The 21,474-nt window shown below is 72.4% G+C and carries 21 protein-coding genes; 10 read left to right on the forward strand and 11 right to left on the reverse strand.

Annotated features, from left to right (window positions below; genetic code table 11):
- The first annotated feature begins 178 nt into the window (after positions 1–178).
- Together AC6EI4_RS17455 and AC6EI4_RS17460 are read left to right on the forward strand one after the other, a co-directional pair.
- Positions 179–514 carry a thiamine-binding protein gene (locus AC6EI4_RS17455; RefSeq protein WP_498424654.1) on the forward strand — a complete coding sequence of 112 codons (336 nt, stop codon included), beginning with the start codon at positions 179–181 and terminating at the stop codon, positions 512–514.
- Positions 511–915: a secondary thiamine-phosphate synthase enzyme YjbQ gene (locus AC6EI4_RS17460; protein ID WP_498424656.1), complete on the forward strand. Its 405-nt coding sequence runs from the start codon at positions 511–513 to the stop codon at positions 913–915. The genes AC6EI4_RS17455 and AC6EI4_RS17460 overlap by 4 nt, the downstream gene beginning before the upstream one ends.
- A 25-nt stretch (positions 916–940) precedes the next feature.
- On the opposite strand, the gene AC6EI4_RS17465 is transcribed toward AC6EI4_RS17460, so the two are convergent.
- Positions 941–1,333: a hypothetical protein gene (locus AC6EI4_RS17465; protein WP_498424657.1), complete on the reverse strand. Its 393-nt coding sequence runs from the start codon at positions 1,331–1,333 to the stop codon at positions 941–943.
- A 147-nt stretch (positions 1,334–1,480) separates the two neighbouring features.
- On the opposite strand from AC6EI4_RS17465, the gene AC6EI4_RS17470 reads away from it, so the two are divergent.
- From AC6EI4_RS17470 to AC6EI4_RS17485, 4 genes are all read left to right on the forward strand, one after another.
- Positions 1,481–1,852 carry a hypothetical protein gene (locus AC6EI4_RS17470; RefSeq protein WP_498424660.1) on the forward strand — a complete coding sequence of 124 codons (372 nt, stop codon included), beginning with the start codon at positions 1,481–1,483 and terminating at the stop codon, positions 1,850–1,852.
- A 9-nt stretch (positions 1,853–1,861) separates the two neighbouring features.
- The gene (locus AC6EI4_RS17475; protein ID WP_498424662.1) at positions 1,862–2,311 is read left to right on the forward strand and encodes an NUDIX domain-containing protein; all 450 of its coding nucleotides are present in this window, start codon (positions 1,862–1,864) and stop codon (positions 2,309–2,311) included.
- Between the two features lie 93 nt (positions 2,312–2,404).
- On the forward strand, positions 2,405–4,309 hold the full coding sequence (gene dxs / locus AC6EI4_RS17480) for a 1-deoxy-D-xylulose-5-phosphate synthase (protein ID WP_498424664.1): 1,905 nt from the start codon (positions 2,405–2,407) through the stop codon (positions 4,307–4,309).
- Positions 4,310–4,420: 111 nt separating this feature from the next.
- Positions 4,421–5,629, forward strand: coding sequence for a peptidase MA family metallohydrolase (locus AC6EI4_RS17485; protein ID WP_498452243.1), 1,209 nt, complete (start codon positions 4,421–4,423; stop codon positions 5,627–5,629).
- Positions 5,630–5,632: 3 nt separating this feature from the next.
- On the opposite strand, the gene AC6EI4_RS17490 is transcribed toward AC6EI4_RS17485, so the two are convergent.
- The 5 genes from AC6EI4_RS17490 to AC6EI4_RS17510 form a co-directional block, all read right to left on the reverse strand.
- The gene (locus AC6EI4_RS17490) at positions 5,633–6,745 is read right to left on the reverse strand and encodes a hypothetical protein (protein WP_498424668.1); all 1,113 of its coding nucleotides are present in this window, start codon (positions 6,743–6,745) and stop codon (positions 5,633–5,635) included.
- Complete coding sequence (locus AC6EI4_RS17495; protein ID WP_498452244.1) at positions 6,742–7,269, reverse strand: SigE family RNA polymerase sigma factor; 528 nt, start codon at positions 7,267–7,269, stop codon at positions 6,742–6,744. Before AC6EI4_RS17495 ends, AC6EI4_RS17490 begins: the two co-directional genes overlap by 4 nt.
- 79 nt (positions 7,270–7,348) lie before the next feature.
- Positions 7,349–7,525, reverse strand: a complete 177-nt coding sequence (locus AC6EI4_RS17500) for a hypothetical protein (RefSeq protein WP_498424671.1) — start codon at positions 7,523–7,525, stop codon at positions 7,349–7,351.
- Between the two features lie 150 nt (positions 7,526–7,675).
- Complete coding sequence (locus tag AC6EI4_RS17505; RefSeq protein ID WP_498424673.1) at positions 7,676–9,760, reverse strand: 3-hydroxyacyl-CoA dehydrogenase NAD-binding domain-containing protein; 2,085 nt, start codon at positions 9,758–9,760, stop codon at positions 7,676–7,678.
- Entirely contained in the window at positions 9,760–10,977 is a 1,218-nt protein-coding gene (locus AC6EI4_RS17510; RefSeq protein WP_498424675.1) for a thiolase family protein, read from the reverse strand. The genes AC6EI4_RS17505 and AC6EI4_RS17510 overlap by 1 nt, the downstream gene beginning before the upstream one ends.
- Positions 10,978–11,236: 259 nt before the next feature.
- On the opposite strand from AC6EI4_RS17510, the gene AC6EI4_RS17515 reads away from it, so the two are divergent.
- Together AC6EI4_RS17515 and AC6EI4_RS17520 are read left to right on the forward strand one after the other, a co-directional pair.
- Positions 11,237–12,196 (forward strand): PAC2 family protein, encoded by a 960-nt coding sequence (locus AC6EI4_RS17515; RefSeq protein ID WP_498424676.1) that lies wholly within the window; start codon positions 11,237–11,239, stop codon positions 12,194–12,196.
- Positions 12,197–12,282: 86 nt separating this feature from the next.
- Complete coding sequence (locus tag AC6EI4_RS17520; RefSeq protein WP_498424677.1) at positions 12,283–13,137, forward strand: acyl-CoA thioesterase; 855 nt, start codon at positions 12,283–12,285, stop codon at positions 13,135–13,137.
- Between the two features lie 368 nt (positions 13,138–13,505).
- Here the strand turns inward: AC6EI4_RS17520 and AC6EI4_RS17525 are convergent, their stop codons facing one another.
- Positions 13,506–14,414: a MaoC family dehydratase gene (locus tag AC6EI4_RS17525; protein WP_498424808.1), complete on the reverse strand. Its 909-nt coding sequence runs from the start codon at positions 14,412–14,414 to the stop codon at positions 13,506–13,508.
- Complete coding sequence (locus AC6EI4_RS17530; RefSeq protein ID WP_498424678.1) at positions 14,414–15,766, reverse strand: 3-oxoacyl-ACP reductase; 1,353 nt, start codon at positions 15,764–15,766, stop codon at positions 14,414–14,416. The genes AC6EI4_RS17525 and AC6EI4_RS17530 overlap by 1 nt, the downstream gene beginning before the upstream one ends.
- A 181-nt stretch (positions 15,767–15,947) precedes the next feature.
- Here AC6EI4_RS17530 and AC6EI4_RS17535 point away from each other — a divergent pair, with 181 nt between their 5' ends.
- Complete coding sequence (locus AC6EI4_RS17535) at positions 15,948–17,228, forward strand: acetyl-CoA C-acetyltransferase (protein WP_498424679.1); 1,281 nt, start codon at positions 15,948–15,950, stop codon at positions 17,226–17,228.
- 42 nt (positions 17,229–17,270) lie between these two features.
- Complete coding sequence (locus AC6EI4_RS17540) at positions 17,271–18,827, forward strand: protein kinase domain-containing protein (RefSeq protein ID WP_498452245.1); 1,557 nt, start codon at positions 17,271–17,273, stop codon at positions 18,825–18,827.
- On the opposite strand, the gene AC6EI4_RS17545 is transcribed toward AC6EI4_RS17540, so the two are convergent.
- The 3 genes from AC6EI4_RS17545 to AC6EI4_RS17555 all read right to left on the reverse strand — a co-directional run bounded on the left by AC6EI4_RS17545 (position 18,782) and on the right by AC6EI4_RS17555 (position 21,436).
- Positions 18,782–19,483, reverse strand: coding sequence for a TetR/AcrR family transcriptional regulator (locus tag AC6EI4_RS17545; RefSeq protein WP_498424683.1), 702 nt, complete (start codon positions 19,481–19,483; stop codon positions 18,782–18,784). The genes AC6EI4_RS17540 and AC6EI4_RS17545 overlap by 46 nt on opposite strands.
- 72 nt (positions 19,484–19,555) lie before the next feature.
- Complete coding sequence (locus AC6EI4_RS17550; protein ID WP_498452246.1) at positions 19,556–19,906, reverse strand: VOC family protein; 351 nt, start codon at positions 19,904–19,906, stop codon at positions 19,556–19,558.
- 15 nt (positions 19,907–19,921) lie between these two features.
- Positions 19,922–21,436 carry an ATP-dependent DNA ligase gene (locus AC6EI4_RS17555; RefSeq protein ID WP_498452247.1) on the reverse strand — a complete coding sequence of 505 codons (1,515 nt, stop codon included), beginning with the start codon at positions 21,434–21,436 and terminating at the stop codon, positions 19,922–19,924.
- Positions 21,437–21,474 lie beyond the last annotated feature (38 nt).

Here is a 21,474-nt window from a genome sequence, read left to right on the forward strand (position 1 = left end):
TGGTACTGCAATCGAGAGGTTGTGGGAGAGTAGGACGCCGCCGGACAACACTTCAACGTAGAGGCCATCACAGACCCCCGGGTCAGTGATGGCCTCTACGTGCATTTATGTGCATTCACGGCCCCCTCGCCTCATTGCTGGGCCTGTTCATCGCCGGTCCGTGGACTAGCGTGGACCCATGATCGTTGCCTTCAGCATCTCCCCGGGGACCGCCGACGAGACCGGCGGTGTCAGCGAGGCGGTCGCCGCCGCCGTGCGCGTCGTACGAGAGTCCGGGCTTCCGCACGAGACGAACGCGATGTTCACGAACCTCGAGGGGGAGTGGGACGAGGTGATGGCCGTGGTGAAGCGTGCCGTCGAGGTCGTCTCCGCCGTCTCCCCGCGGGTGTCGCTGGTGCTGAAGGCGGACATCCGTGCCGGCTTCGAGGGCCAGCTCACCGCGAAGGTGGAGCGCGTCGAGAGTCTCCTGGCTTCCGCACCCGACCCGCAGGCCGAGCCCGGAGCGCGGTCGTGATCTCGGAGACGTTCACCTGCACCACCGGCGACCGGGAGCGGGTCGTGGACATCACCCGCCAGTGCGCGGCGTTCGTCCGGGGTCGCGGCGACGGGCTCCTGCACGTCTTCGTGCCGCACGCCACCGCGGGACTCGCGATCCTGGAGACCGGCTCGGGCAGCGACGACGACCTGCTGACCGCCCTGGGCGACCTGCTGCCGGCCGACGACCGGTGGCGACACCGGCACGGCTCCACCGGCCATGGCCGCTCCCACGTGATGCCGGCGCTGGTGGCGCCCTACGCCAGCGTGCCGGTCCTGGACGGCGAGCCGGCGCTCGGCACGTGGCAGAGCATCTGTCTGGTGGATCTCAACGTCGACAACGCGACCCGAGAGATCCGGCTGTCGTTCCTGGCGGGGTGAGCTCCCGTGGACGAGGGCGGTAGGGCTAGCGCGGTTCGCTCACCCGCAGCGTGACGCGCGCCAGAGCGATCGACGCCACCACGAGCACGACGGCCACCACGACGAACGGCCAGGGGCTCCAGGTCTCGCTGCAGGCGGTGCTCGTCCCCGTGCTCTCGCAGACCCGCCCGGGACCGGCGCGGTTGAGCCACGCGAGGTACAGGGCCGGTAGTGCGAGACCCGCCGCGGTGGCGGCCACCGAGCTGTTGCGCAGGGCCGGGCGGAGCGCCCCGGTGACCGCGAGGACGATCGCCACCGGAAGCACGAACACGCCGATGGTCAAGATGCCCGCGATCCCCATCCCGAGTAGCCCGCCGACGAGCAGCCACCAGCCGTAGTGCCAGGGCGCGGGACGGGGCGGCGGGCCTTGACGGGGCATCGCTTGTGTCATCGCGACATCGCCTTCCGGGCAGGTCGGTGGTGCGCCAGGGTGGATCGCTCGCCACTCGAGAGTGTCACATCGCGGGGACTGCCGGAAGCCCTCCGCCATCGAACACGTGTTCGATGTCGGAGTAGACTGGGTCGCATGCCCCGCTACGTCGCCCCTCCCGGATGGCCGGCCCAGGTCCGCCCGCCGGACGCACCCGACTGGGAGCGGACCGCGGCCGACTGGCTGCTCGACATCTGCCCGCCGGAGTACCGCGGCCATCGCACGCTGCGCCGGCACGTGGTCGTCCTCGCCCGGTTCGCGACGCTGCACGTCGAGGCGAGCCAGGCTGCCGTTCGCCGCGGGTTGAGCGAGGCCCGGTCCTCGCTGCGCGACGTGGCCGACGCCGACGTCGTGGAGGCGGCCGTGCAGACCTGGCAGGCCGAGGAGGCGCGGCTGCTCGGCGTGCGACGCGGAGTCGGGCTGGTCGAGGAGGCCCTGCGCGGGCGGCGCTTCGTCGCCCGGTTGTAGCGTGCAGGAGTGCATGAGTTCTCGAGTGTCCTGCTGGTGGACCCCCGCGGCTGGCTGCTGCTCCAGGAGCGCGACTCCCACCCGGTGATCGATCCCGACCGGTGGGGCCTCCCCGGCGGCCACCTCGACGAGGGGGAGGACCCCGAGGCCGGCGCCTATCGCGAGCTGGAGGAGGAGACGGGCGTCCGGCTGGAGTCCGGTCTGGGATGGTGGCGCGACGTCGAGGTGTTCCACGAGGCCTACGGCACCCAGGACGTGTGTCACATCTTCGTCGGCGCCACGTCGCTCACCGACGACGACATCGAGTGCGGTGAGGGCCGGCGGATCGTGTTCGTCGACCCCGCCGAGGCGCTGACGCTCGACCTGACGGCGGCGGCCGCCCTGGTGCTGCCCATGCTGGTGGACACCGATCTGCACCGCGAGCTGGCCGCTGCCGCCGCGCCATCCGACGACGACTGAGCCCTCGTTGCCCCTCCCGGATAGACTCGGCCGACGGCTCACCGCTGGTGGGCCGACACGGCACAGCACCGCAAACTGGGAGGACGCGCACTGATGGGCTACCTGGAGTCGATCTCGACCCCACGAGACCTGCGTGGTCTCGACGACTCCCAGCTGGATGCGCTGGCGAGCGAGATCCGCGACTTCCTGGTCGCGACCTGCTCGCGCACCGGGGGGCACCTCGGACCGAACCTCGGCGTCGTCGAACTGACGATGGCCATCCACCGGGTCTTCGACTCGCCGCACGACCGGGTCGTCTTCGACACCGGTCACCAGGCCTACGTGCACAAGCTGCTGACCGGACGCGCCGCCGGCTTCGACCGACTGCGCCAGGAGGGCGGCATCAGCGGCTACCCCAGCCAGAGCGAGTCCGACCACGACATCGTGGAGAACTCCCACGCCTCGACCGCGCTGAGCTATGCCGACGGTCTGGCCAAGGCCTACGCGATCCGTGGCGAGGACCGCCACGTGGTCGCCGTGATCGGCGACGGCGCGCTCACCGGTGGGATGGCCTGGGAGGCGCTGAACAACATCGCGATCGCGCAGAGCAGCCGCCTGGTGATCGTCGTCAACGACAACGGGCGCTCCTACACGCCCACTATCGGTGGCCTGGCCACCGCACTGACGTCCCTGCGCACCAACCCGCGCTACGAGCAGGTCCTCGACCAGGTGAAGAAGCGCCTCAACGCGGTCCCCGGCGTCGGCCCCGCGGCGTACGACGCGCTGCACGCGATGAAGAAGGGCCTCAAGGACGCGATCGCGCCCCAGGGCCTCTTCGAGGACCTCGGCCTGAAGTACGTCGGCCCGGTCGACGGCCACGACCGCGACGCGATGGAGCAGGTCCTCGCCCAGGCCAAGCGCTACGGCGGCCCCGTGATCGTGCACGCGCTGACCCGCAAGGGCTTCGGCTACGACGCCGCCGAGCGGCACGTCGCGGACCAGTTCCACGCGCCGGGGCCCTTCGACGTCGACACCGGCGAGGAGACCCCCAAGGGCCGGATCTGGACCGACGTGTTCGCCGACGAGATCGTGCACATCGGACAGCGTCGCAACGACGTGGTCGCCGTGACCGCGGCGATGATGCACCCGGTCGGCCTGCACCACTTCGAGGCGCACTTCCCCGAGCGGACCTTCGACGTCGGCATCGCCGAGCAGCACGCCGCCACCTCCGCCGCCGGCCTGGCGATGGGCGGCCTGCACCCGGTCGTGGCGGTCTACGCGACGTTCCTGAACCGGGCCTTCGACCAGGTGCTGATGGACGTCGCGCTGCACAAGTGCGGCGTGACCTTCGTGCTCGACCGCTCCGGCGTCACCGGCGACGACGGCGCCAGCCACAACGGCATGTGGGACATGTCGATGCTGCAGGTGGTGCCCGGGCTGCGTCTGGCCGCCCCGCGCGACGCCACCCGGCTGCGCGAGCTGCTCAACGAGGCCGTCGAGGTGGACGACGCGCCCACCGTGGTCCGCTTCCCCAAGGGGCCCCCGCCCGACGACATCGAGGCCGTGGGCCGCGCCGGTGGTGCGGACGTGCTCGTGCGCAACGGCACCAAGGACGTGCTGGTGGTCGCGGTGGGCTCGATGTGCACCGCCGCCGTCGAGGTCGCCGAGCGGCTGATCGCCCAGGGCATCGGCGTCACCGTGATCGACCCGCGGTGGGTCAAGCCCGTCGACCCGGCGATCGTCGAGCTTGCCCGCGAGCACCGGCTGGTGGTCAGCGTCGAGGACAACGGCCGGATCGGCGGCTGCGGCGCGGTGCTCCTGCAGACGCTCAACGACGCCGGGGTCCACACGCCCTTCCGCCTGCACGGCATCCCGCAGGAGTTCCTCGACCACGCGAAGCGGGGTGCGATCCTCGAGCGGATCGGTCTCACCGCACAGGCCATCGCCCTGGACATCGTCGAGGACATGACCGCGCTGTCCGACGGTGGCGCTCTGGTCGACGCCGACCGCAGCCTGTAGCGCCGCGAGTCGCCGGTCACCTGCACGTGACCGGCGACCGGTTCGCTCGTTCATTGAGGCATGCAGTGGTGGGCGGGGAGACGGTGGCGGTCCATCCTCGTCGGGCTCCTCGTGCCGCTGCTCGTGCTCGCCGGGGCAGGCTGCTCGCTGCGCGAGGACGCGCCGACGACGGCCGGTGGGGGCCCGGACGCCGAGACGGTCGGTGCGTTGCAGCAGGTGCTGGCGCGCCGCGACCGTGCGGTCCACGGTGGCGACCAGCAGGCGTTCCTCGCGGGCGTGCACCGGGGTGACCGGGCGCTGGTCCGCCGTCAGCGCCGCTACTTCACCAACCTGGAGCAGCTGCCGCTGAAGGCCTACCGGCACACCCTGCTCCCGGACACGCTCGCCTCGGACGAGAGCGGTGGGCTGCGGGCGCAGGTGCGCCTGACCATGCAGCTGCGCGGGTACGACGAGGTGCCGGTCGAGGAGATCCGCCTCCTGCGCTTCCGCCCGGACCCCGACGCCACCGGCCAGTGGCTGCTGGACTCCGAGCGGGACCGGGCCTGGGAGCGTGAGCACCACGTCGGCGGGCACCCCTGGGACCTGACCCGGACGGTGATCCGCGAGCGCAGCGGGGTGCTCGGCGTCTTCGACCGGAACAGTGCGGGCAGCGCCACGGCCATCCTCGCCGCCGTGGACGCCGCACGCGCGGAGGTCTCCCACGTCCTGCCGCACGATTGGTCGGGGAAGGTGGTGGTCTACGCCCTGTCGACCACCCGGGTGCTGGCCAGGCTGCGCGGACTGCCCGGCGGCGACCCGGAGCGGCTCGACGCGGTCGCGTTCCCCGTCCATGGCGGGCGTACCGGGCGCACCGCGGCGTACCGGTTCATGCTGCACCCGCGGATGCTGCAGCAGCCCGGGACGGCGCGGGACCGACTGATCCGCCACGAGCTCACCCACGTCGTACTGGGGGAGCGCGACGACGACGTGCCGACCTGGCTGGCGGAGGGGCTGGCGGAGTACGTCTCCGCGCAGCCGCTGCCCGAGCGGGACCGGACGATCTCCCGGGCCGCGCTGGACGCCGCCCGGCGGGGGATCCGCAGTCTGCCCGACGACGACACCTTCAACGGGATCCGGTCCGGGGCGAACTACGGCGTCGCCTGGTGGGTGTGCCAGCAGCTCGTCGACACCTACGGCCAGGAGATGCTCTGGACCCTGCTCGAGGCCTACGCCGACACCGAGCCCGACGAGCAGGCCGACGTCCTGCCCGACTTGCTCGGGGTGCAGGGAGACGACCTGGCCCGTCGGGCCGGGGAACGGATCGTGGAGACCTTCGGCTGAGGCTCAGGAGTCGGTCGGGAACGCCAGCCGGACGTCGGCAGGCACGTCCTGCAGCACCGGGTCGCAGCCGCCGCCCAGGTCGCAGCGCAGGAGCTCGGGCGCCGGATCGGTGTTGCGGCGGAAGGCGATCGCGGCGTAGGTGTCCTCGTCGAGCCAGTGGTAGCCCACCAGGAACGAGTAGGACCCGTTGTCGAACGGCACCCGCCGGCCGGTGGCCGTCTCCAGGATCACGTTCTCGTCGTTGGTCTCCGAGATCAGGTGCGTGCCCTCGGGCGAGACCGAGACGTTCGTGAGGTCGGCCTCCACGCCGTCGAGGAGGCTGCGCCCCATCCGCTGCACGACCTCGGTCGCGTTGTCGCCCCCCGGTGTGGCGCGGCTGACCTCGTAGGCGAACACGCCACCCTTCACGTCCAGGATCCGGACCCGCTCCCCGGGGGCGGTCTCGAGGACCGTGGTCCGCCCGGCGGCCGGCTCCCACGCGACCGGGCCGCGGTCGTCGTGGACGTAGACGGTGTCGCCGTCGACCGCGTCGACCCCGATGGTCGGCCCCAGGTCGCCGTCGGTGCCCTGAACGCCTTCGGCGCGAAGCTCGTGGGTATCACCGGTGCGCTGGTCGAGGACGGTGAAGACGGGTCCGTCCGCGCCGGCGGCGAGCCATGCAGCGAGGTCGCCGTCGGCGATCAGCTCGGGCGTCTCGACGTCCTCGAGCCCGATCCGGCCCACCCGGACGGGGTCGCCGCCGGTGCTGGCCCAGACCTCGCCTGGCTCGTCGGCGAACACCACCCCGCGGTCGGTGGTGGCCAGGGCGACGACGTCGCCCTCGGCCTCGATGGTCCTCGCTCCGGCGTGGATCGTGGAGCCGAGCGAGTAGACGACCTGGCCCTCGGCGAAGGGGGCCGCGGGAGCGATGCCGCGCTGGGTCGGCCCGTCACCGCCCAGCGCCAGGGGGCTGATCGCGGCCAGCGCGATCCCGGCGGCGAGGCCACCCCCGGCCCAGGCGGCACGGCGCCGCGCCACCCGACGTTGCGCGGTGCGGACGATGGCGTCGACGTCGGGCGGGACACTGTCCATCGCCTCGGCACGCTCGTGCATCACGTCATCGAGAAGTCCGGTCATCGGGTCACCACCAGGTCGTCGAGGGAGGTCCCGGCGTCGTCGCCGAGCCGGTCACGGAGCTTGGCGAGCCCGGCCGAGACCTGGCTCTTGACGGTGCCGACCGCGCAGCCCATGGCCGCCGCGGTCTGGGCCTCGGTGAGGTCCTCGTAGTAGCGCAGCACGATGGCGGCGCGCTGACGCACGGGGAGCTCCTGCAGCGCCGTCCACAGCCAGTCGTGGCGGGTGACCGCCTCGGCGTGGCCGGGCGTGAGGCGCTCCGGGAGCTGCGCGGTCGGCCGCTCGCCGTACCAGCTCTTGCGGCGGAACCAGCCGATGGCGGTCGTGGTGATCGCCTTGCGGGTGTACGCCTCCACCGCACCGGGGTCGCGCAGCCGCGGCCAGGCGACGTACGTCTTGGTCAGCGCCTCCTGGACCAGGTCCTGGGCGAGCTGCACGTCGCCGACCAACAGGTAGGCCGCCCGGTTCAGGGCGGCCGAACGGGCGGCTACGAACTCGGCGAACGCCGCAGGGTCCCTGCGCGCCATGGGTCACCTCTTCCGTGGGGCCGGTCCGTCGTGGACCGGCTCACCCACCCAGACGCGACGAGGGGGGAGGAAGGTTCGCTCAGTCGGGGGTCTGGCTCGACTCGTGCCGGGTCTCCTGCGGGTTCTCCGTGCGGGCGTCGGACTCCTCGAGGATCACCCGAGCCTGCTCGGTGGCGTCGTCGCTGCCTGCGGCGACCTCCTCGGGAAGCAGGTCGGAGCGGCTGTCGATACGGGCTTCGTCGGCTGACTCGGTCATGAGCCAAACCTACATGCGCGCCGCGCACGGCCATGCCGGGAAATGCCGAGTCGGCGCACCCTGGCGAGAGGATGCGCCGACTCGGTGACTCTACGCCACGAGCTCACGCCGACTCGACGGCGTACGCGTGCGAGCTCGTGACGACTCGCGTCAGTGGAACTTGTAGGTGCTGACTCCTGTGCGGTCCAGGAGCTTGGTGAGGCCGCCGTTCCAGAAGCTGAAGCCGGCGCCGGTGATCATCGCCAGGTCCAGGTCCTGCGGCGCCGCGACCACACCCTCCTCGAGCATCAGCCGGGCCTCCTCGGCCAGGCCGCTCAGCGCGCGGACGCGGACCTCCTCCGCGCTCAGCACGACCGGGCTCTCCGGCTTCTCCAGCAGCGCCTCGACCTCGGGGTCGACGTTGCCGTCGGGCCCGTAGAACGAGGTCTTGCGCGCCTCGACGACCCGCTTGAGGGCGGGGGAGACGTAGAACCGGTCGGGGAACGCGCCGGCCAGCGTCTCGTTGTTGTGCAGCGCGATGGCCGGGCCGACCAGCGAGAGCAGCACGAACGGCGGCATCGGCGCCACGCCCGCGAACGCCCGGTCGGCCACCTGCAGCGGCGTGCCCGCGTCGACGACCTTGGCGACCTCGCCGAGGAAGCGCCCGAGCAGCCGGTTGACGATGAACGACGGGCTGTCCTTGACCAGGATCGTGGTCTTCTTCAGCGACTTGCCGGTGGCGAACGCCGTGGCCAGCGTCGCGTCGTCGGTCTGCTCGCCCTTGACGATCTCCAGCAGCGGCATCACCGCGACCGGGTTGAAGAAGTGGAAGCCCACCACCCGCTCGGGGTGCGCCAGGTCGGCGGCCATCTCGGTGATCGACAGCGAGGAGGTGTTGGTGGCCAGCACGCACTCGGCGGAGACAAGCTTCTCGACGTCGGCGAAGACCGACTTCTTGATGCCCATCTCCTCGAAGACCGCCTCGATCACGAAGTCGGCGTCCGCCAGGGCCGCGGCCTTGGCGTCCTCGTCCGCGACCCCGGTGACCAGGGCCTTGAAGCGGTTGGCCTTGTCCTGGTTGAGCCGGCCCTTGGCGAGCAGCTTGTCGATCTCGGCGTGCACGTAGCCCACGCCCTTGTCGGCGCGCTCCTGGTCGAGGTCGGTCAGCACGACCGGCACCTGCAGGCGTCGTACGAACAGCAGCGCGAGCTGGCTGGCCATCAGGCCGGCGCCGACGATGCCGACCTTGGTGACCTTGCGGGCCAGGGACCGGTCCGGTGCGCCGGCGGGTCGCTTGGCGCGCTTCTGCACCAGGTCGAAGGAGTAGAGGCTGGCGGCGGTCTCGGGGGTGCGCGACATCGCCTCGAGGGCCTCGTCCTCGGCCGCGAAGCCCTCCTCGCGGGTGGCGGTGCGGGCCGCGGCGATCAGGTCGAGCGCGCGGTACGCCGCGGGGGAGGCGCCGCCGGTCTTGGCGTCGGCGATCGAGCGGCCCTTCGCGACGGCGGCGTCCCAGGCCTCGCCCCGGTCGAGCTCGGGGCGCTCGACGACGACGGCACCGGTGAGCACGTCGGCGGCCCAGAGCAGGGACTGCTCCAGGAAGTCGGCGCCCTCGAACATCGCGTCGGCCAGGCCGAGGTCGTAGGCCTGCTGGCCGTTGAGCGTCTTGCCGTTGTTCAGCGGGTTCTCGATGACCAGCTTCACGGCCTTCTCCGGGCCGACCAGGTTGGGCACCAGGTAGGCGCCGCCCCAGCCGGGGACCAGGCCGAGCATGACCTCGGGCAGACCGAGCGCGGGCGCGGTCTTGACCACCGTGCGGTAGTCGCAGTGCAGCGCGACCTCGAGGCCGCCGCCCAGCGCCAGCCCGTTGATCAGGCCGAAGGACGGCTTGCCGCCCTCGCCCAGCCGGCGGAAGACGGCGTGGCCGAGCTCGGCGACGACGCGCACGGCCTCGGGGCCCTGACCGGCGATCGAGGTCAGGTCGGCGCCCGCCGCCAGGATGAACGGCTTGCCGGTGACCGCGATCGCGGTGATGGCCGGCTCGGAGAGCGCCGCCTCGATCGCGTCGTTGAGCGCCATCAGCGAGCGCGGGCCGAAGGTGTTGGGGCGGGTGTGGTCGTGCCCGTTGTCGAGCGTGATCAGGCCCAGCACGCCGGCGCCGCCGGGCAGCGTCACCGGGCGCAGGCGGGCCTGGGTGACGACCTCGTCGTCGGAGGAGATCGCGGCGGCGCGCTCGAGCAGAGTGGTCAGTTCGGTCATCAGGCGACCTCTCCTTCAGTCGTGGCCGCACCGGTCCAGTGCGGGTTCTCCCAGATCACGGTGCCGCCCATGCCGATGCCGATGCACATGGTGGTCAGGCCGTAGCGGACCTCCGGGCGCTCCTCGAACTGGCGGGCCAGCTGGGTCATCAGCCGCACGCCCGAGGAGGCCAGCGGGTGGCCCATCGCGATGGCACCGCCGTAGGGGTTCACCCGCGCGTCGTCGTCGGCGATGCCGAAGTGCTCGAGGAAGGCCAGCACCTGGACGGCGAACGCCTCGTTGACCTCGAAGGCCTCGATGTCGTCGATGCTCAGCCCGGCCTGCTTGAGGGCCTTCTCGGTGGAGGGGATCGGGCCGGCGCCCATCACCTCGGGCTCGACGCCCACGAACGAGTAGGAGACCAGTCGCATCCGGATCGGCAGACCCATCTCGCGGGCGGTCTCCTCCTCGGCGAGCAGGCACGCGGTGGCGCCGTCGTTGATCCCCGCGGCGTTGCCGGCGGTGACGTTGCCGTGCGAGCGGAACGGCGTCTTGAGCGCGCCGAGCGTCTCCATGGTGGTGCCGGGACGCATCGGCTCGTCGGTGGTGGCCAGGCCCCAGCCGAGCTCCGCCGAGCGGGTCGCCACGGGGACCAGGTCGGGCTGGATCTTGTGGTCGGCGTAGGCGGCGGCCGTCTTCTCCTGCGAGCGCACGGCGTAGGCGTCCACGCGCTGCTTGGTGATGGTGGGGTAGCGGTCGTGCAGGTTCTCGGCGGTGATGCCCATGACCAGCGCGTCGGGGTTCACGACGCCCTCGGACATGATCCGCGGGTTGGGGTCGACGCCCTCGCCCATCGGGTGACGGCCCATGTGCTCGACTCCGCCGGCGATCGCGACGTCGTAGGAGCCGAACGCGATGCCGCCCGCGAGCGTGGTGACGGCGGTCATCGCGCCGGCGCACATCCGGTCGATCGCGTAGCCGGGCACCGACTGCGGCAGGCCCGCGAGCAGCGCTGCGGTGCGGCCGATGGTCAGGCCCTGGTCGCCGATCTGGGTGGTGGCGGCGATCGCGACCTCGTCGACCCGCTCCGCGGGCAGCGAGGGGTTGCGACGCATGAGGTCGCGGATGCACTTGATCACCAGGTCGTCGGCGCGGGTCTCGGCGTACTGGCCCTTGGCCTTGCCGAAGGGGGTGCGCACGCCGTCGACGAAGACGACCTCTCGCAACTGTCGGGGCACGAAGTCTCCTCGAGGGATATGTGGCTGGGATGGGCGCGCAGACGTCGCCGCCGCGCTCCCGTGAGGTAGGTTACCTCTCAGTAACAATGCTGGGCCCTCCGCGTCGTCGCCAGCCTGTGTGGGGGTGGTCACGGGTGGCCGGTCCGGGTGGCGGGCACACCGGGAATATCGTGGTTGTGAGATGCGCTGGCACAGCGCGGACCGAGGTGTTTCGCGACGGCGCCGTCGAGGCGCCACCCGCTGCAGTCAAGGAGGAGCCGTGACCGAGGGATCCAGGCTGGTCCACATCGTCGACGATGTGCCGGAGCTCAACGCGGCGCTGGCGCAGGCGCGAGAGAACGGCCCAGCAGGCGCGGACCTGGTGATGGTGCACGCGCTCGAGGGCTTCCTCGACGCCGGCTCCGCCGCGGCGAGAGCCGCGACGTACCTCGAGGAGCTGAGCGACGGTCCGGTGGTCGCCACGTTCGACGTGGACGCGCTCTACGACTACCGCGCCCGGCGTCCGCCGATGACGTTCGCGCGCGACCACTACACCGACTACCAGGCTCCCCGGCTGACCGTGCGGCTGCTGCGCGACAGTGCCGGCACGCCGTTCCTGCTGCTGCGCGGCCCCGAGCCCGACATCCGCTGGGAGGCGTTCAACCGGGCCGTGCGCGAGGTCGTCGAGCGCTTCGAGGTCAAGCGCGTGGTCGGGATGGGCGCGGTGCCGATGGCCGTGCCGCACACCCGGCCGATCGCGATCACCCACCACGCCAACCGCGCCGCGCTGCTCACCGGCGAGAGCCCGTGGCGCGGCGAGCTGCGCGTCCCCGCCAGTGCGCAGGCGGTGCTCGAGGTGCGCCTCGGCGAGTGGGGACACGACGCGCTGGGCTACGTCGCCCACGTGCCGCACTACCTCGCCCAGCTCGACTACCCGCGCGCCGCGGTGGCGCTGCTGGAGCAGGTCGAGCGCGGCGCCCGGCTCACCGTCGACCTGACCGAGCTGCGCACCGAGGCGGAGGCGCGCGAGGTGGAGATCGCCGCCTACCTGGCCACCCACGACGACGTCAACGAGGTGGTCCTGGGGCTCGAACGGCAGTACGACGCGTTCCAGCGCGCCGAGGAGAACGGCAGCAGCCTGCTCGCGGGGGACCAGCCGCTGCCCACCGGCGACGAGATCGGCCAGCAGTTCGAGCAGTTCCTGGCCGGGCTCGACGGCCCGGACGGCGAAGCGCGCTGAGCTCTCTCGTTGCGTGAGGCCCGCCTCGTCCGCCCTGCCACTGAGTCGCCCCGTCATTGAGTCGCCCCGCCACTGAGAGGAACGCCGTGCCCGGCAACATCGAGGAGCTCGTCGACCTGTTCGACATCGAGGACATCGACACGAACCTGTTCCGGGGGCGCCAGCCGGACACCCAGCTGCAGCGGGTCTTCGGAGGGCAGGTGGCGGCGCAGGCGCTGATCGCGGCGGCGCGCACCACCGACCCGGCCTACCTGCCGCATTCGCTGCACTCCTACTTCCTGCTGCCCGGCGACACCGCGGTGCCGATCATCTACGACGTCGACGCGATCCGGGACGGGCGCACCTTCGCTACCCGCCGCGTCGTCGCCCGCCAGCACGGGCGCCCGATCTTCTTCCTGACCGCCAACTTCCAGCGGCCCGAGGAGGGCTTCGAGCACCAGGACGTGATGCCGCAGGTGCCGCCGCCGGAGGAGGCGATCGGGCTCAGCGCGATCTTCGCCTCGCGCTCAGACGCGGCCGCGGCGGAGTGGGACCGGGAATGGTCGGCCCTCGACGTGCGCCACCTCGGCACATCCGTGCGTGGCCTCGCCGAGGACCCGATGCACCCCGCCCGGGCGCAGCTGTGGATCAAGACCGGAGGCAGGCTCTCCGACGACCCGCTCCTGCACCTGGCCGCGTTCACCTACGCCAGCGACATGACGTTGATCGGCGCCACGATGGTCCCGCACGGCGTACAGGTCGGCAGCCCGGGCATGCAGGTGGCGTCTCTGGACCACACCATCTGGTTCCACCGCCCCTTCCGAGCCGACGAGTGGTGGCTCTACGACCAGACGTCCCCCTCCGCCTCCGGGGGACGCGGGCTCGCCCTGGCCCGGGTCTTCACCGGTGACGGGACCCTGGTCGCCACCGTCGCCCAGGAGGGTCTGATCCGCCAGCGCTGACGGGGGCGCTTGCCGGTGCGGGCTGGGGCGGCTGTCGTGGCGTGCCTGGGGCGCCGGTTTCCCCGGTCGGCCGGGGAACCCTGAACTTGTCGGCCGAAACTTCGCCCGACAACATCAGTAGTTGACGGGGGGCACTACCTCAGCAGCCACATAAGGCCGTCTCCGCATCAGCGGCCCCAAGCGGCGCCGCTGCTGGCCGCCGTACGCCCCCGCTCGGGCGGCGTCGGCCTCCGCCGTACGACGCAGCGCGCCGGCGTCGAGCCTTCGTGCGCGACCGGCGCCCGGCAGGGTCGTGTTCCTGTGGGCGCGCCGGGGCGCGTCGCGGCGCACGCGACCCCCGCGCGCAGGAGTGGCCCCCGCCGCGGCACTCAGACCGGCGTGGTCCGGCCCAGCAGGTGTGGTGCGCCGGACTTCGGGCTGGACAGGGAGAATGCGAAGCCGTCCGAGGTGGCCCGGGAGCCGAAGGCGACGGTGCCGGGGAGCAGGATCGGCTTCTTGAAGGCGACCTCGATCCGGACCGCGTCGGGCAGTCGGTTCTCCAGCGCGGCCACGCAGCGGGCCTTGCTCCACATGCCGTGGGCGATCTGGCGGGGGAAGCCGAGGGCCTTCGCGCTGAGCGGGTAGAGGTGGATCGGGTTGTGGTCGCCCGAGACCCCCGCGTACTGACGCCCGAGGTCGCCGGGCAGCGCCCAGCGAGCACCGGTGGGGGGCACCTGGTCGAGGGCCAGCCCTCCGGGGGCATCCGGGTCGCCCGGGCCACGGCGCAGATAGGTCGAGGTGCTCTCCCAGATCAGCTCGTCGCCGGGCCCGCGGACCTCGGTGCCGAAGTCCAGCAGGGTGCCCTTGGGGTGGGTGCGCGGGGCACCGAGGCGGGTGGTGACCGACACGGTCTCGCCGACGGCGACGCGACGGTGCGAGACGATCGTGTTCTCCAGGTGCACCGTGCCGATCGCCGGGTAGGGGAACGCCGGGTCGGTCATGATCGCCATGTGCAGGCCGAAGGCCAGCAGGTGCGGGTAGGTCAGCGGCACGACGTCCTTGACCGGGAAGCCGCACACCCGGGCGTAGGCGTCGGCATGCTCGCGGGTCACGCTCACCTCGGGTCGGGTGAAGGCCAGCCCCTCGGCGTCACCCGCGCCGCCCTTGCGGATGCCCGGCAGCTGCCCCACCAGCGGCAGCGTGGGCAGGGCGGCCTTGAGCAGCATCGCGAGCCCGCCCGGGTCGCCGTGTACGACGCGCGGCGCGGTGGGGGCGGCCCCGCGCGACTCGGCGGCCATCACGCCCCCAGCATCATCTGGCCGCAGACCCGCACGACGTTGCCGTTGACGGCCGTCGAGGCGGGGTTGGCGTACCAGGCGATCGTCTCGGCGACATCGATCGGCAGCCCGCCCTGGCTCATCGCGTTGAGCCGCTGGCCCACCTCGCGGGTGGCGAAGGGCACGGCCGCGGTCATCTTGGTGACGATGAAGCCCGGGGCCACGGCGTTCACGGTGATGCCGTCGCTCAGGTCCGGAGCCAGCGCGTCGACCAGGCCGATCACGCCGGCCTTGGAGGCGGCGTAGTTGGTCTGGCCGTTGTTGCCGGCGATGCCGGCGATCGAGGCGACCCCGATGATCCGGCCGTTGGCGTTGACCAGCCCCTGGTCGAGGAGCTCGCGGGTGATCCGCTCGGGGGCGGTGAGGTTGACCGCGATCACCGACGTCCACCGGTCGCCCTTGCTGTCGGGCATCATGTTGGCCAGCCGGCGGTCGCGGGTGATGCCGGCGTTGTGCACGACCACGTCGACCGCGCCGTGCTTGGTCCGCACGTGCTGGGCGATGCGCTGGGGGGCGTCCTTGGCGGTGATGTCGAGGACCAGGTGGTCCCCGTCGAGCTCGCGCATCAGCGCCTGGAGCTCGCTGGCCGCCTGCGGTACGTCGATGCCGAGGACCGTGGCGCCGTCGCGGTGCAGGACCCGCGCGATCTGCTCGCCGATGCCCCGGCTGGCGCCGGTGACGATCGCGACCTTGCCGGCCAGCGGGTGGTCCCAGTCGGCCACCTCCTCGGCCGGCGCGGTGGCGCCCTGGGTGCCGATCCGGATCACCTGACCCGACACATAGGCCGACTTGGGGGAGAGCAGGAAGGCCAGCGTCGAGGTGACCGCCCCCTCGGCGCCCGGCGCGACGTAGACCAGTTGCGAGGTGCCGCCGCGGCCGACCTCCTTGCCCAGCGAGCGGGTGAAGCCCTCCAGCGCCCGCTGCGCGACCCGCTCCTCGCTGCTCCCGGTCGAGGCCGGGTCGGTGCCGATGACCACCAGTCGGGCGCTGCTCTCGAGGCTGCGCATCAGCGGCGCGAAGAAGTCGCGCAGCGCGACCAGCTCCTCGGAGCTGGTGATCCCGGTGGCGTCGAAGACCAGGCCCTTGTAGCGGCTGCTCGGGTCCGCCTCGGTGACCGTGTCGATGTCCAGCGCGCCCAGCATCGCGGGCAGGTCCCCGGCCAGGCGGCCCGACCCGCCGACCACCACGGTGCCCTCGACCAGAGGGGAGCCCTCGCTCCAGCGGTCGAGCGCGACCGGGCTGGGCAGGCCGAGGTTCTTGACCAGCAGCTTGCCGATCGGGGTCTGGACGAAGCCCTGGTAGCGGTCGCTCATCAGCGGGGTCCTCCTGCGTTGGGTTCTGCCTGGGTCTGGCGGTGGATGATATGTAACTAAAGGTGTAACTCTGAGTCCACTTATCGTGACGTGGCACTCACCGCATTCCCTGCGCCGTGTCGAGAAGCAAGGATAGGGAACCAGTCAGCACCCAGCAGCGACCCGAACCCCAGGAGTGACCATGCAGGCCCAGACCCGCCGCGTCGCCGTCATCGGCGGCAACCGGATCCCGTTCGCCCGCTCCAACACCGTCTACGCCACGGCGTCCAACCAGGACATGCTGACCGCGGCCATCGACGGGCTCGTGGAGCGCTACGGCCTCGAGGGCGAACGGCTCGGCGAGGTCGTGGCGGGCGCGGTGCTCAAGCACTCGCGCGACTTCAACCTGGCGCGCGAGTCGGTGCTGGGCTCCAAGCTCTCCGCCGAGACGCCCGCGACCGACATCCAGCAGGCCTGCGGCACCGGCCTGCAGGCCGCGATCCAGGTCGCGAACAAGATCGCCCTGGGCCAGATCGACGCCGGCATCGCCGGGGGCTCCGACACCACCTCCGACGCGCCGATCGCGGTGGGGGAGAACCTGCGCAAGATCCTCCTGGAGCTGAACCGGGCCAAGGACCTCAAGGGCCGTCTCGCCGCTCTCGCCAAGGTCCGTCCCGGCGACATCGTCCCGTCCATCCCGCAGAACGGGGAGCCGCGCACCGGGCTCTCGATGGGCGACCACGCGGCGCTGACCGCGCTGGAGTGGCAGATCGGCCGCGAGGAGCAGGACGAGCTGGCCGCCACCTCCCACCAGCGACTCGCCGCGGCGTACGACAGTGGCTTCCTCGACGACCAGCTGACCCCGTTCCGCGGCCTGGAGCGCGACCAGAACCTGCGTCCGGACTCCACGGCCGAGAAGCTGGCCAAGCTCAAGCCGGTCTTCGGCAAGGGCGAGGCCGCGACGATGACGGCCGGCAACTCCACGCCGCTGACCGACGGAGCCTCCGCGGTGCTGCTGGCCTCCGAGGAGTGGGCCGAGGAGCGGGGGCTGCCGGTGCTGGCCTACCTGACCGCCTACGAGACGGCCGCGGTCGACTACGTGCACGGCGGGGAGGGCCTGCTGATGGCGCCGGCCTACGCGATGGCGCGGATGCTGCAGCGCGAGGGCCTCTCGCTGCAGGACTTCGACTACTACGAGATCCACGAGGCCTTCGCCTCGCAGGTGCTCTCCACGCTCAAGGCCTGGGAGGACCCGGTCTTCTGCAAGGAACGCCTCGGCCTGGACGCGCCGCTGGGCAGCATCGACCGGGACAAGCTCAACGTCAACGGCTCCTCGCTGGCGGCCGGTCACCCGTTCGCGGCCACCGGCGGCCGGATCGTCACCAACCTGGCGAAGCTGCTGGCGCAGCGGGGATCGGGTCGTGGCGTGATCTCGGTCTGCGCGGCCGGCGGTCAGGGAGTCGTCGCGATCCTGGAGCGCTGATTCGCGGCATCACCCCTCGCCGGGCGGGGTACCGAGAGGTGTATGAGCCGTGTGGGCGAGCTTTTCGACGGGCGGTACGTCCTGGAGGCCGAGGTGGGCTCGGGGGGAACCGGGTCGGTGCATCGCGCGCGAGATACCGTCCTGGGGCGCACGGTGGCGGTGAAGCTGCTGCGTGCCGCCGCCCGGGGCGACGAGGAGATGCAGCGGGCCCGGCTGCGCGCCGAGGCGCAGCTCGCCGGGGCCCTGCACCATCCCGGTATCGCCGAGATCCACGACCTGGGCGAGGACACCTCGACGACGCCGTCCACGCCCTACATCGTGATGCAGTACGTCGAGGGGGTGGCGCTCTCGGACATCCTGCGCGAACGTCGCACGCTGACGCCGCACGAGGTGCTGGAGGTCATCGAGCAGGTCGCTGCGGCACTCGCCGCGGCCCACGCGTCGGGGATCGTCCATCGCGACCTCAAGCCGGCCAACATGCTCGTGACCCGCGACCACCGGGTGGTGCTGGTCGACTTCGGGATCGCCCGCTCGGAGTCGACGGACCCCCTCACCCTGACCGGGACGATCGTCGGCACCGTCGACTACATCAGTCCCGAGCAGATCTCGGGGAGGATGGCGACCACCCGCTCGGACCTGTACTCCCTGGGCGTGGTGGCCTATGAGTCCCTGACCGGCCTGCGCCCCTTCCGTCGTGACTCCCAGGTCGCCACGGCGCTGGCCCACATCAACGACGACGTGCCTCCGCTCGGGGCGGAGGTGCCGGCGTCGCTGCGTGGGCTGGTGATGGCGCTGCTCGCCAAGGACCCCGCCGAGCGTCCGCGCGGTGCGGTGGTGGTCGCGGAGCTCGCGGCGGGACTGCTGGGACGCGAGCTGACCGAGCCGGCCGGAGCCGGGGCCTCCCTCGAGGGCCCCGAGGATCCTCCGCCCGGTCCGGACGCCGCGTCACCGTCGCCCCGGGCCGCCTCCCCGGACCCCGACCCGGACCCCGACCCGGACCCGGCGAGCGGGGAGCGGCCGCGCGGCAGGCGCAGAACCCTGCTGGCCTCCGGGGTGGTCATCGGGCTGGTCGCCATGGTCGGCGTCGTGGTGCTGGGCGCCGCCTCCGCAGACCGGGTCGTGCCCGACGTGGTCGCCATGACCGTCCAGGACGCCGCCCGGGAGCTGGCCGACAGCGAGCTGGAGATGACGCGCACGGTGGTCGACCACCCGCGCGTCGCCGCGGGGATGGTGCTGAGCCAGAGTCCGGAGCCGGGAGAGGAGATCGACGAGAGCACGCCGGTCCGGCTGACCGTGGCCTCGGGCAGGGTCCAGCTCCGGGCCAGCGAGGTCGTCGGCACGCCCTATCCGCAGGCGGTGGCGCGACTGGAGCGAGCCGGTCTGATCGCGGTCCGGGACGAGTCGCCGTCGGTGGCCGACGCGGGGGAGGTGCTCGCGGTGGAGCCGTCCGGTCACCTGCCGGTGGGCTCGACCGTCACGCTGACGGTGGCCTCCGAGGGGCGGGCCGGACGCGATCGGGGCGAGACGTCGCGGCGCAGTGACGTGCGGCTTGCTCAGCCGGGTCGGGTGGCCAGGGCCAGCGCGGTGGCTACCAGGTAGTCGCGCACCTGCTCGGGGGAGATCGACCCGACCGTGGGGATGCCCGGCGCTGCCTCCTTGACCAGGATGCCGACGCGAGCCAGCTGCAGCGAGCCCAGACCGCTGGCGTAGAGAGTGTTGGCGAGCAGCGTGGGGTCGGCGACCTGGAAGTCTCCGCGGGCGACGCCGGCCTCGAGGACGGCCGTCAGCTCGGCGAGGCAGCCGGAGATGGCGCGGCCGAGGCGGAACAGGGCGCTCTCGCTGATCTCGTCGAGGAGCTCGGGGCCGGTGCGGCGCATCAGGGTCTGTGCGCAGTCCACGAAAGCCGGGTGCTCCACGCCGTAGTCGACGAACGCCTCGACGATGGCCCTGAGCTGGTCGGCGGGAGCCTGGTGGGCGCCGCTGGCAGCCGCCAGAGCCGCACGCAGCTCGTCGAGGTAGCCGACCAGGGTGAGCGCGAACAGCTCCTCCTTGCCGGTGAAGTGGCGGTAGATGATCGCCCGGTTGACGCCCACCGAGCGGGCGATGTCCTCGATCTGCGCGTCGCGCACCCCGCGCTCGTCGAACAGCGCGCGGGTCGCGTCGAGGATCTCCTTCTCGCGTGCCTTGCGGCGAGTCGCGGCGGCGGAGCGACGACGATCGGTGTCCGCCTCGGGAGGGGTGGGCGTACTGCTCATGGAGGAATCCTAAGAGGCGATGCAACCCGACGTGTCACGGCTGTGCGCGGACAGTGGCGCAGATCGCGTCGCTCAGTCGCCTGCCGAGTAGCACGACAGCACGTTTCCGAAGGGGTCGCGGAAGTCGAAGTAGCGCACGGCGCCGGGGACGTGCTCGAGGGGACCGACGTCGATCCCGAGCCGTTCCAGACGCGCGTGCTCGGCCGCGGCGTCCGCGACACCGAACCGGACGACGACCTCGGCGCCGGTGCGCTCGACCGGCTCCTGGCCCAGCTGGAGCCAGATCGGGCCGAGCTGGAACTCGACCACGCCGTCGGCCGGCTCCAGGTCGGGGCCGGCCAGCCCGAGGACCGGGCCATACCACTGCACGGCCTCGGCCAGGTCGCGCACCGGCAGGCCGACGGTCACGGTGTCGATGTCCATCCGCCGAGCCTAGGGTCAGCCGCCGCCCAGCGCACGGACCACGTCGATGGTGTCCGCCTGCGCGGCCGGTTTGTCGTCGCGGTAGCGCACCACGCGCGCGAAGCGCAGCGCGACGCCGCCGGGGTAGCGCGGCGAGCGCTGCACCCCGTCCAGCGCGATCTCGACGACCTGCTCGGGGCGCACCTGCACGGTGTAGCCGTCGTCGGAGAGCTGCAGCTCCCGGAACCGCTGGGTCTGCCAGGCGAGCATCTCGTCGCTCATCCCCTTGAACGTCTTGCCGACCATCACCAGCTCGCCGGTGTCGGGGTCGCGGGCGCCGAGGTGGATGTTGGAGAGCCACCCGGAGCGGCGCCCGCTGCCGCGCTCGACCGCGAGCACCACCAGGTCGAGGGTGTGCACGGGCTTGACCTTGACCCAGGCCGCGCCGCGGCGACCCGCGTCGTACGGCGCGTCGAGGCTCTTCACCACCACGCCCTCGTGACCGGCGGCCAGGGCCGCCTTCAGGAAGCGCTCGGCCTCGACCGGGTCGGCGCTGACCAGCCGCGGCGCCCGGTGCTCGGGTGGGACCAGGGCCTCCAGTGCCGCCGCGCGCTCACGGCCGGGTGCGTCGAGCAGGTCGCGCCCGTCGAGGTGCAGCACGTCGAAGAAGTACGGCGTGACGTGCACGCCGCTGCTGCTGGCGGTGCGCGAGGCTGTCTCCTGGAAGGGCCGGGGTCGCCCGTCCGGGCCGATGGCCAGCACCTCGCCGTCGAGCACCACCCGGCTGGCCGGCAGCCCCCGCACCACCGCGACCACCTCCGGCAGCCGGGCGGTGATGTCCTCCAGCGTGCGGGTGGCAATGCGGATCTCGTCGGCGTTGCGGTGCACCTGGATCCGGATGCCGTCGAGCTTGGTCTCCACCGCGACCTCGGCGTCCCCGCCGCCGGCCTTGGTCATCGCCGCGGCCACGTCGGGAGCGCTGGAGGCGAGCATCGGGTGCACGGGTCGGCCGACCTCCAAGGTGAACGCGGCCAGCGCCGGCTCCCCGGCGCTCAGCGCGGCGACCGCCACCGGGGTGGTCGCGCCGGCCAGCATCACCGCGCGGCGCACCCGGGCGACGGGCACGCCCGCGGCCGCGGCGACGGCGTCCTGGACGAGCGCGTCGAGCGCGCCCTGGCGGACCTCGCCGGTGACCAGGCCGCGCAGCCAGGTCTGCTCCGCCGCGGTGGCGCGGGCGAAGAGCCGGGTCACCGCGTCGGCCCGCAGCGCCTGGGAGCCGGGCCCGGCCAGTGCGGCGATCGTCTCGAAGTCGTCGTGGACCTCGCTCACGCTCAACGCCGGTTCCGCTGCCGGCTCGGGCAGCCGGGTCAGGCTGCGCCAGCCCAGCCCGGTACGCCGTTGGCGCAGCGTCCCGGAGAGGTAGGCGGTGACCGTCTCGATCTCGTCGGGGGCGGCCGCGCGCAGCACCTCGGCCATCGCGGCGACCTTCGCCTTGCGGGAGCGGGTGGACGCGACCTCCGCCGAGGCGCGGACCAGGTCGTGCAGCAGCATCGGCCCATCATGCCCGGTCCATGCGCAAGGCAGGCGTC

The organism is Nocardioides sp. Z43_10 (assembly GCF_059766615.1).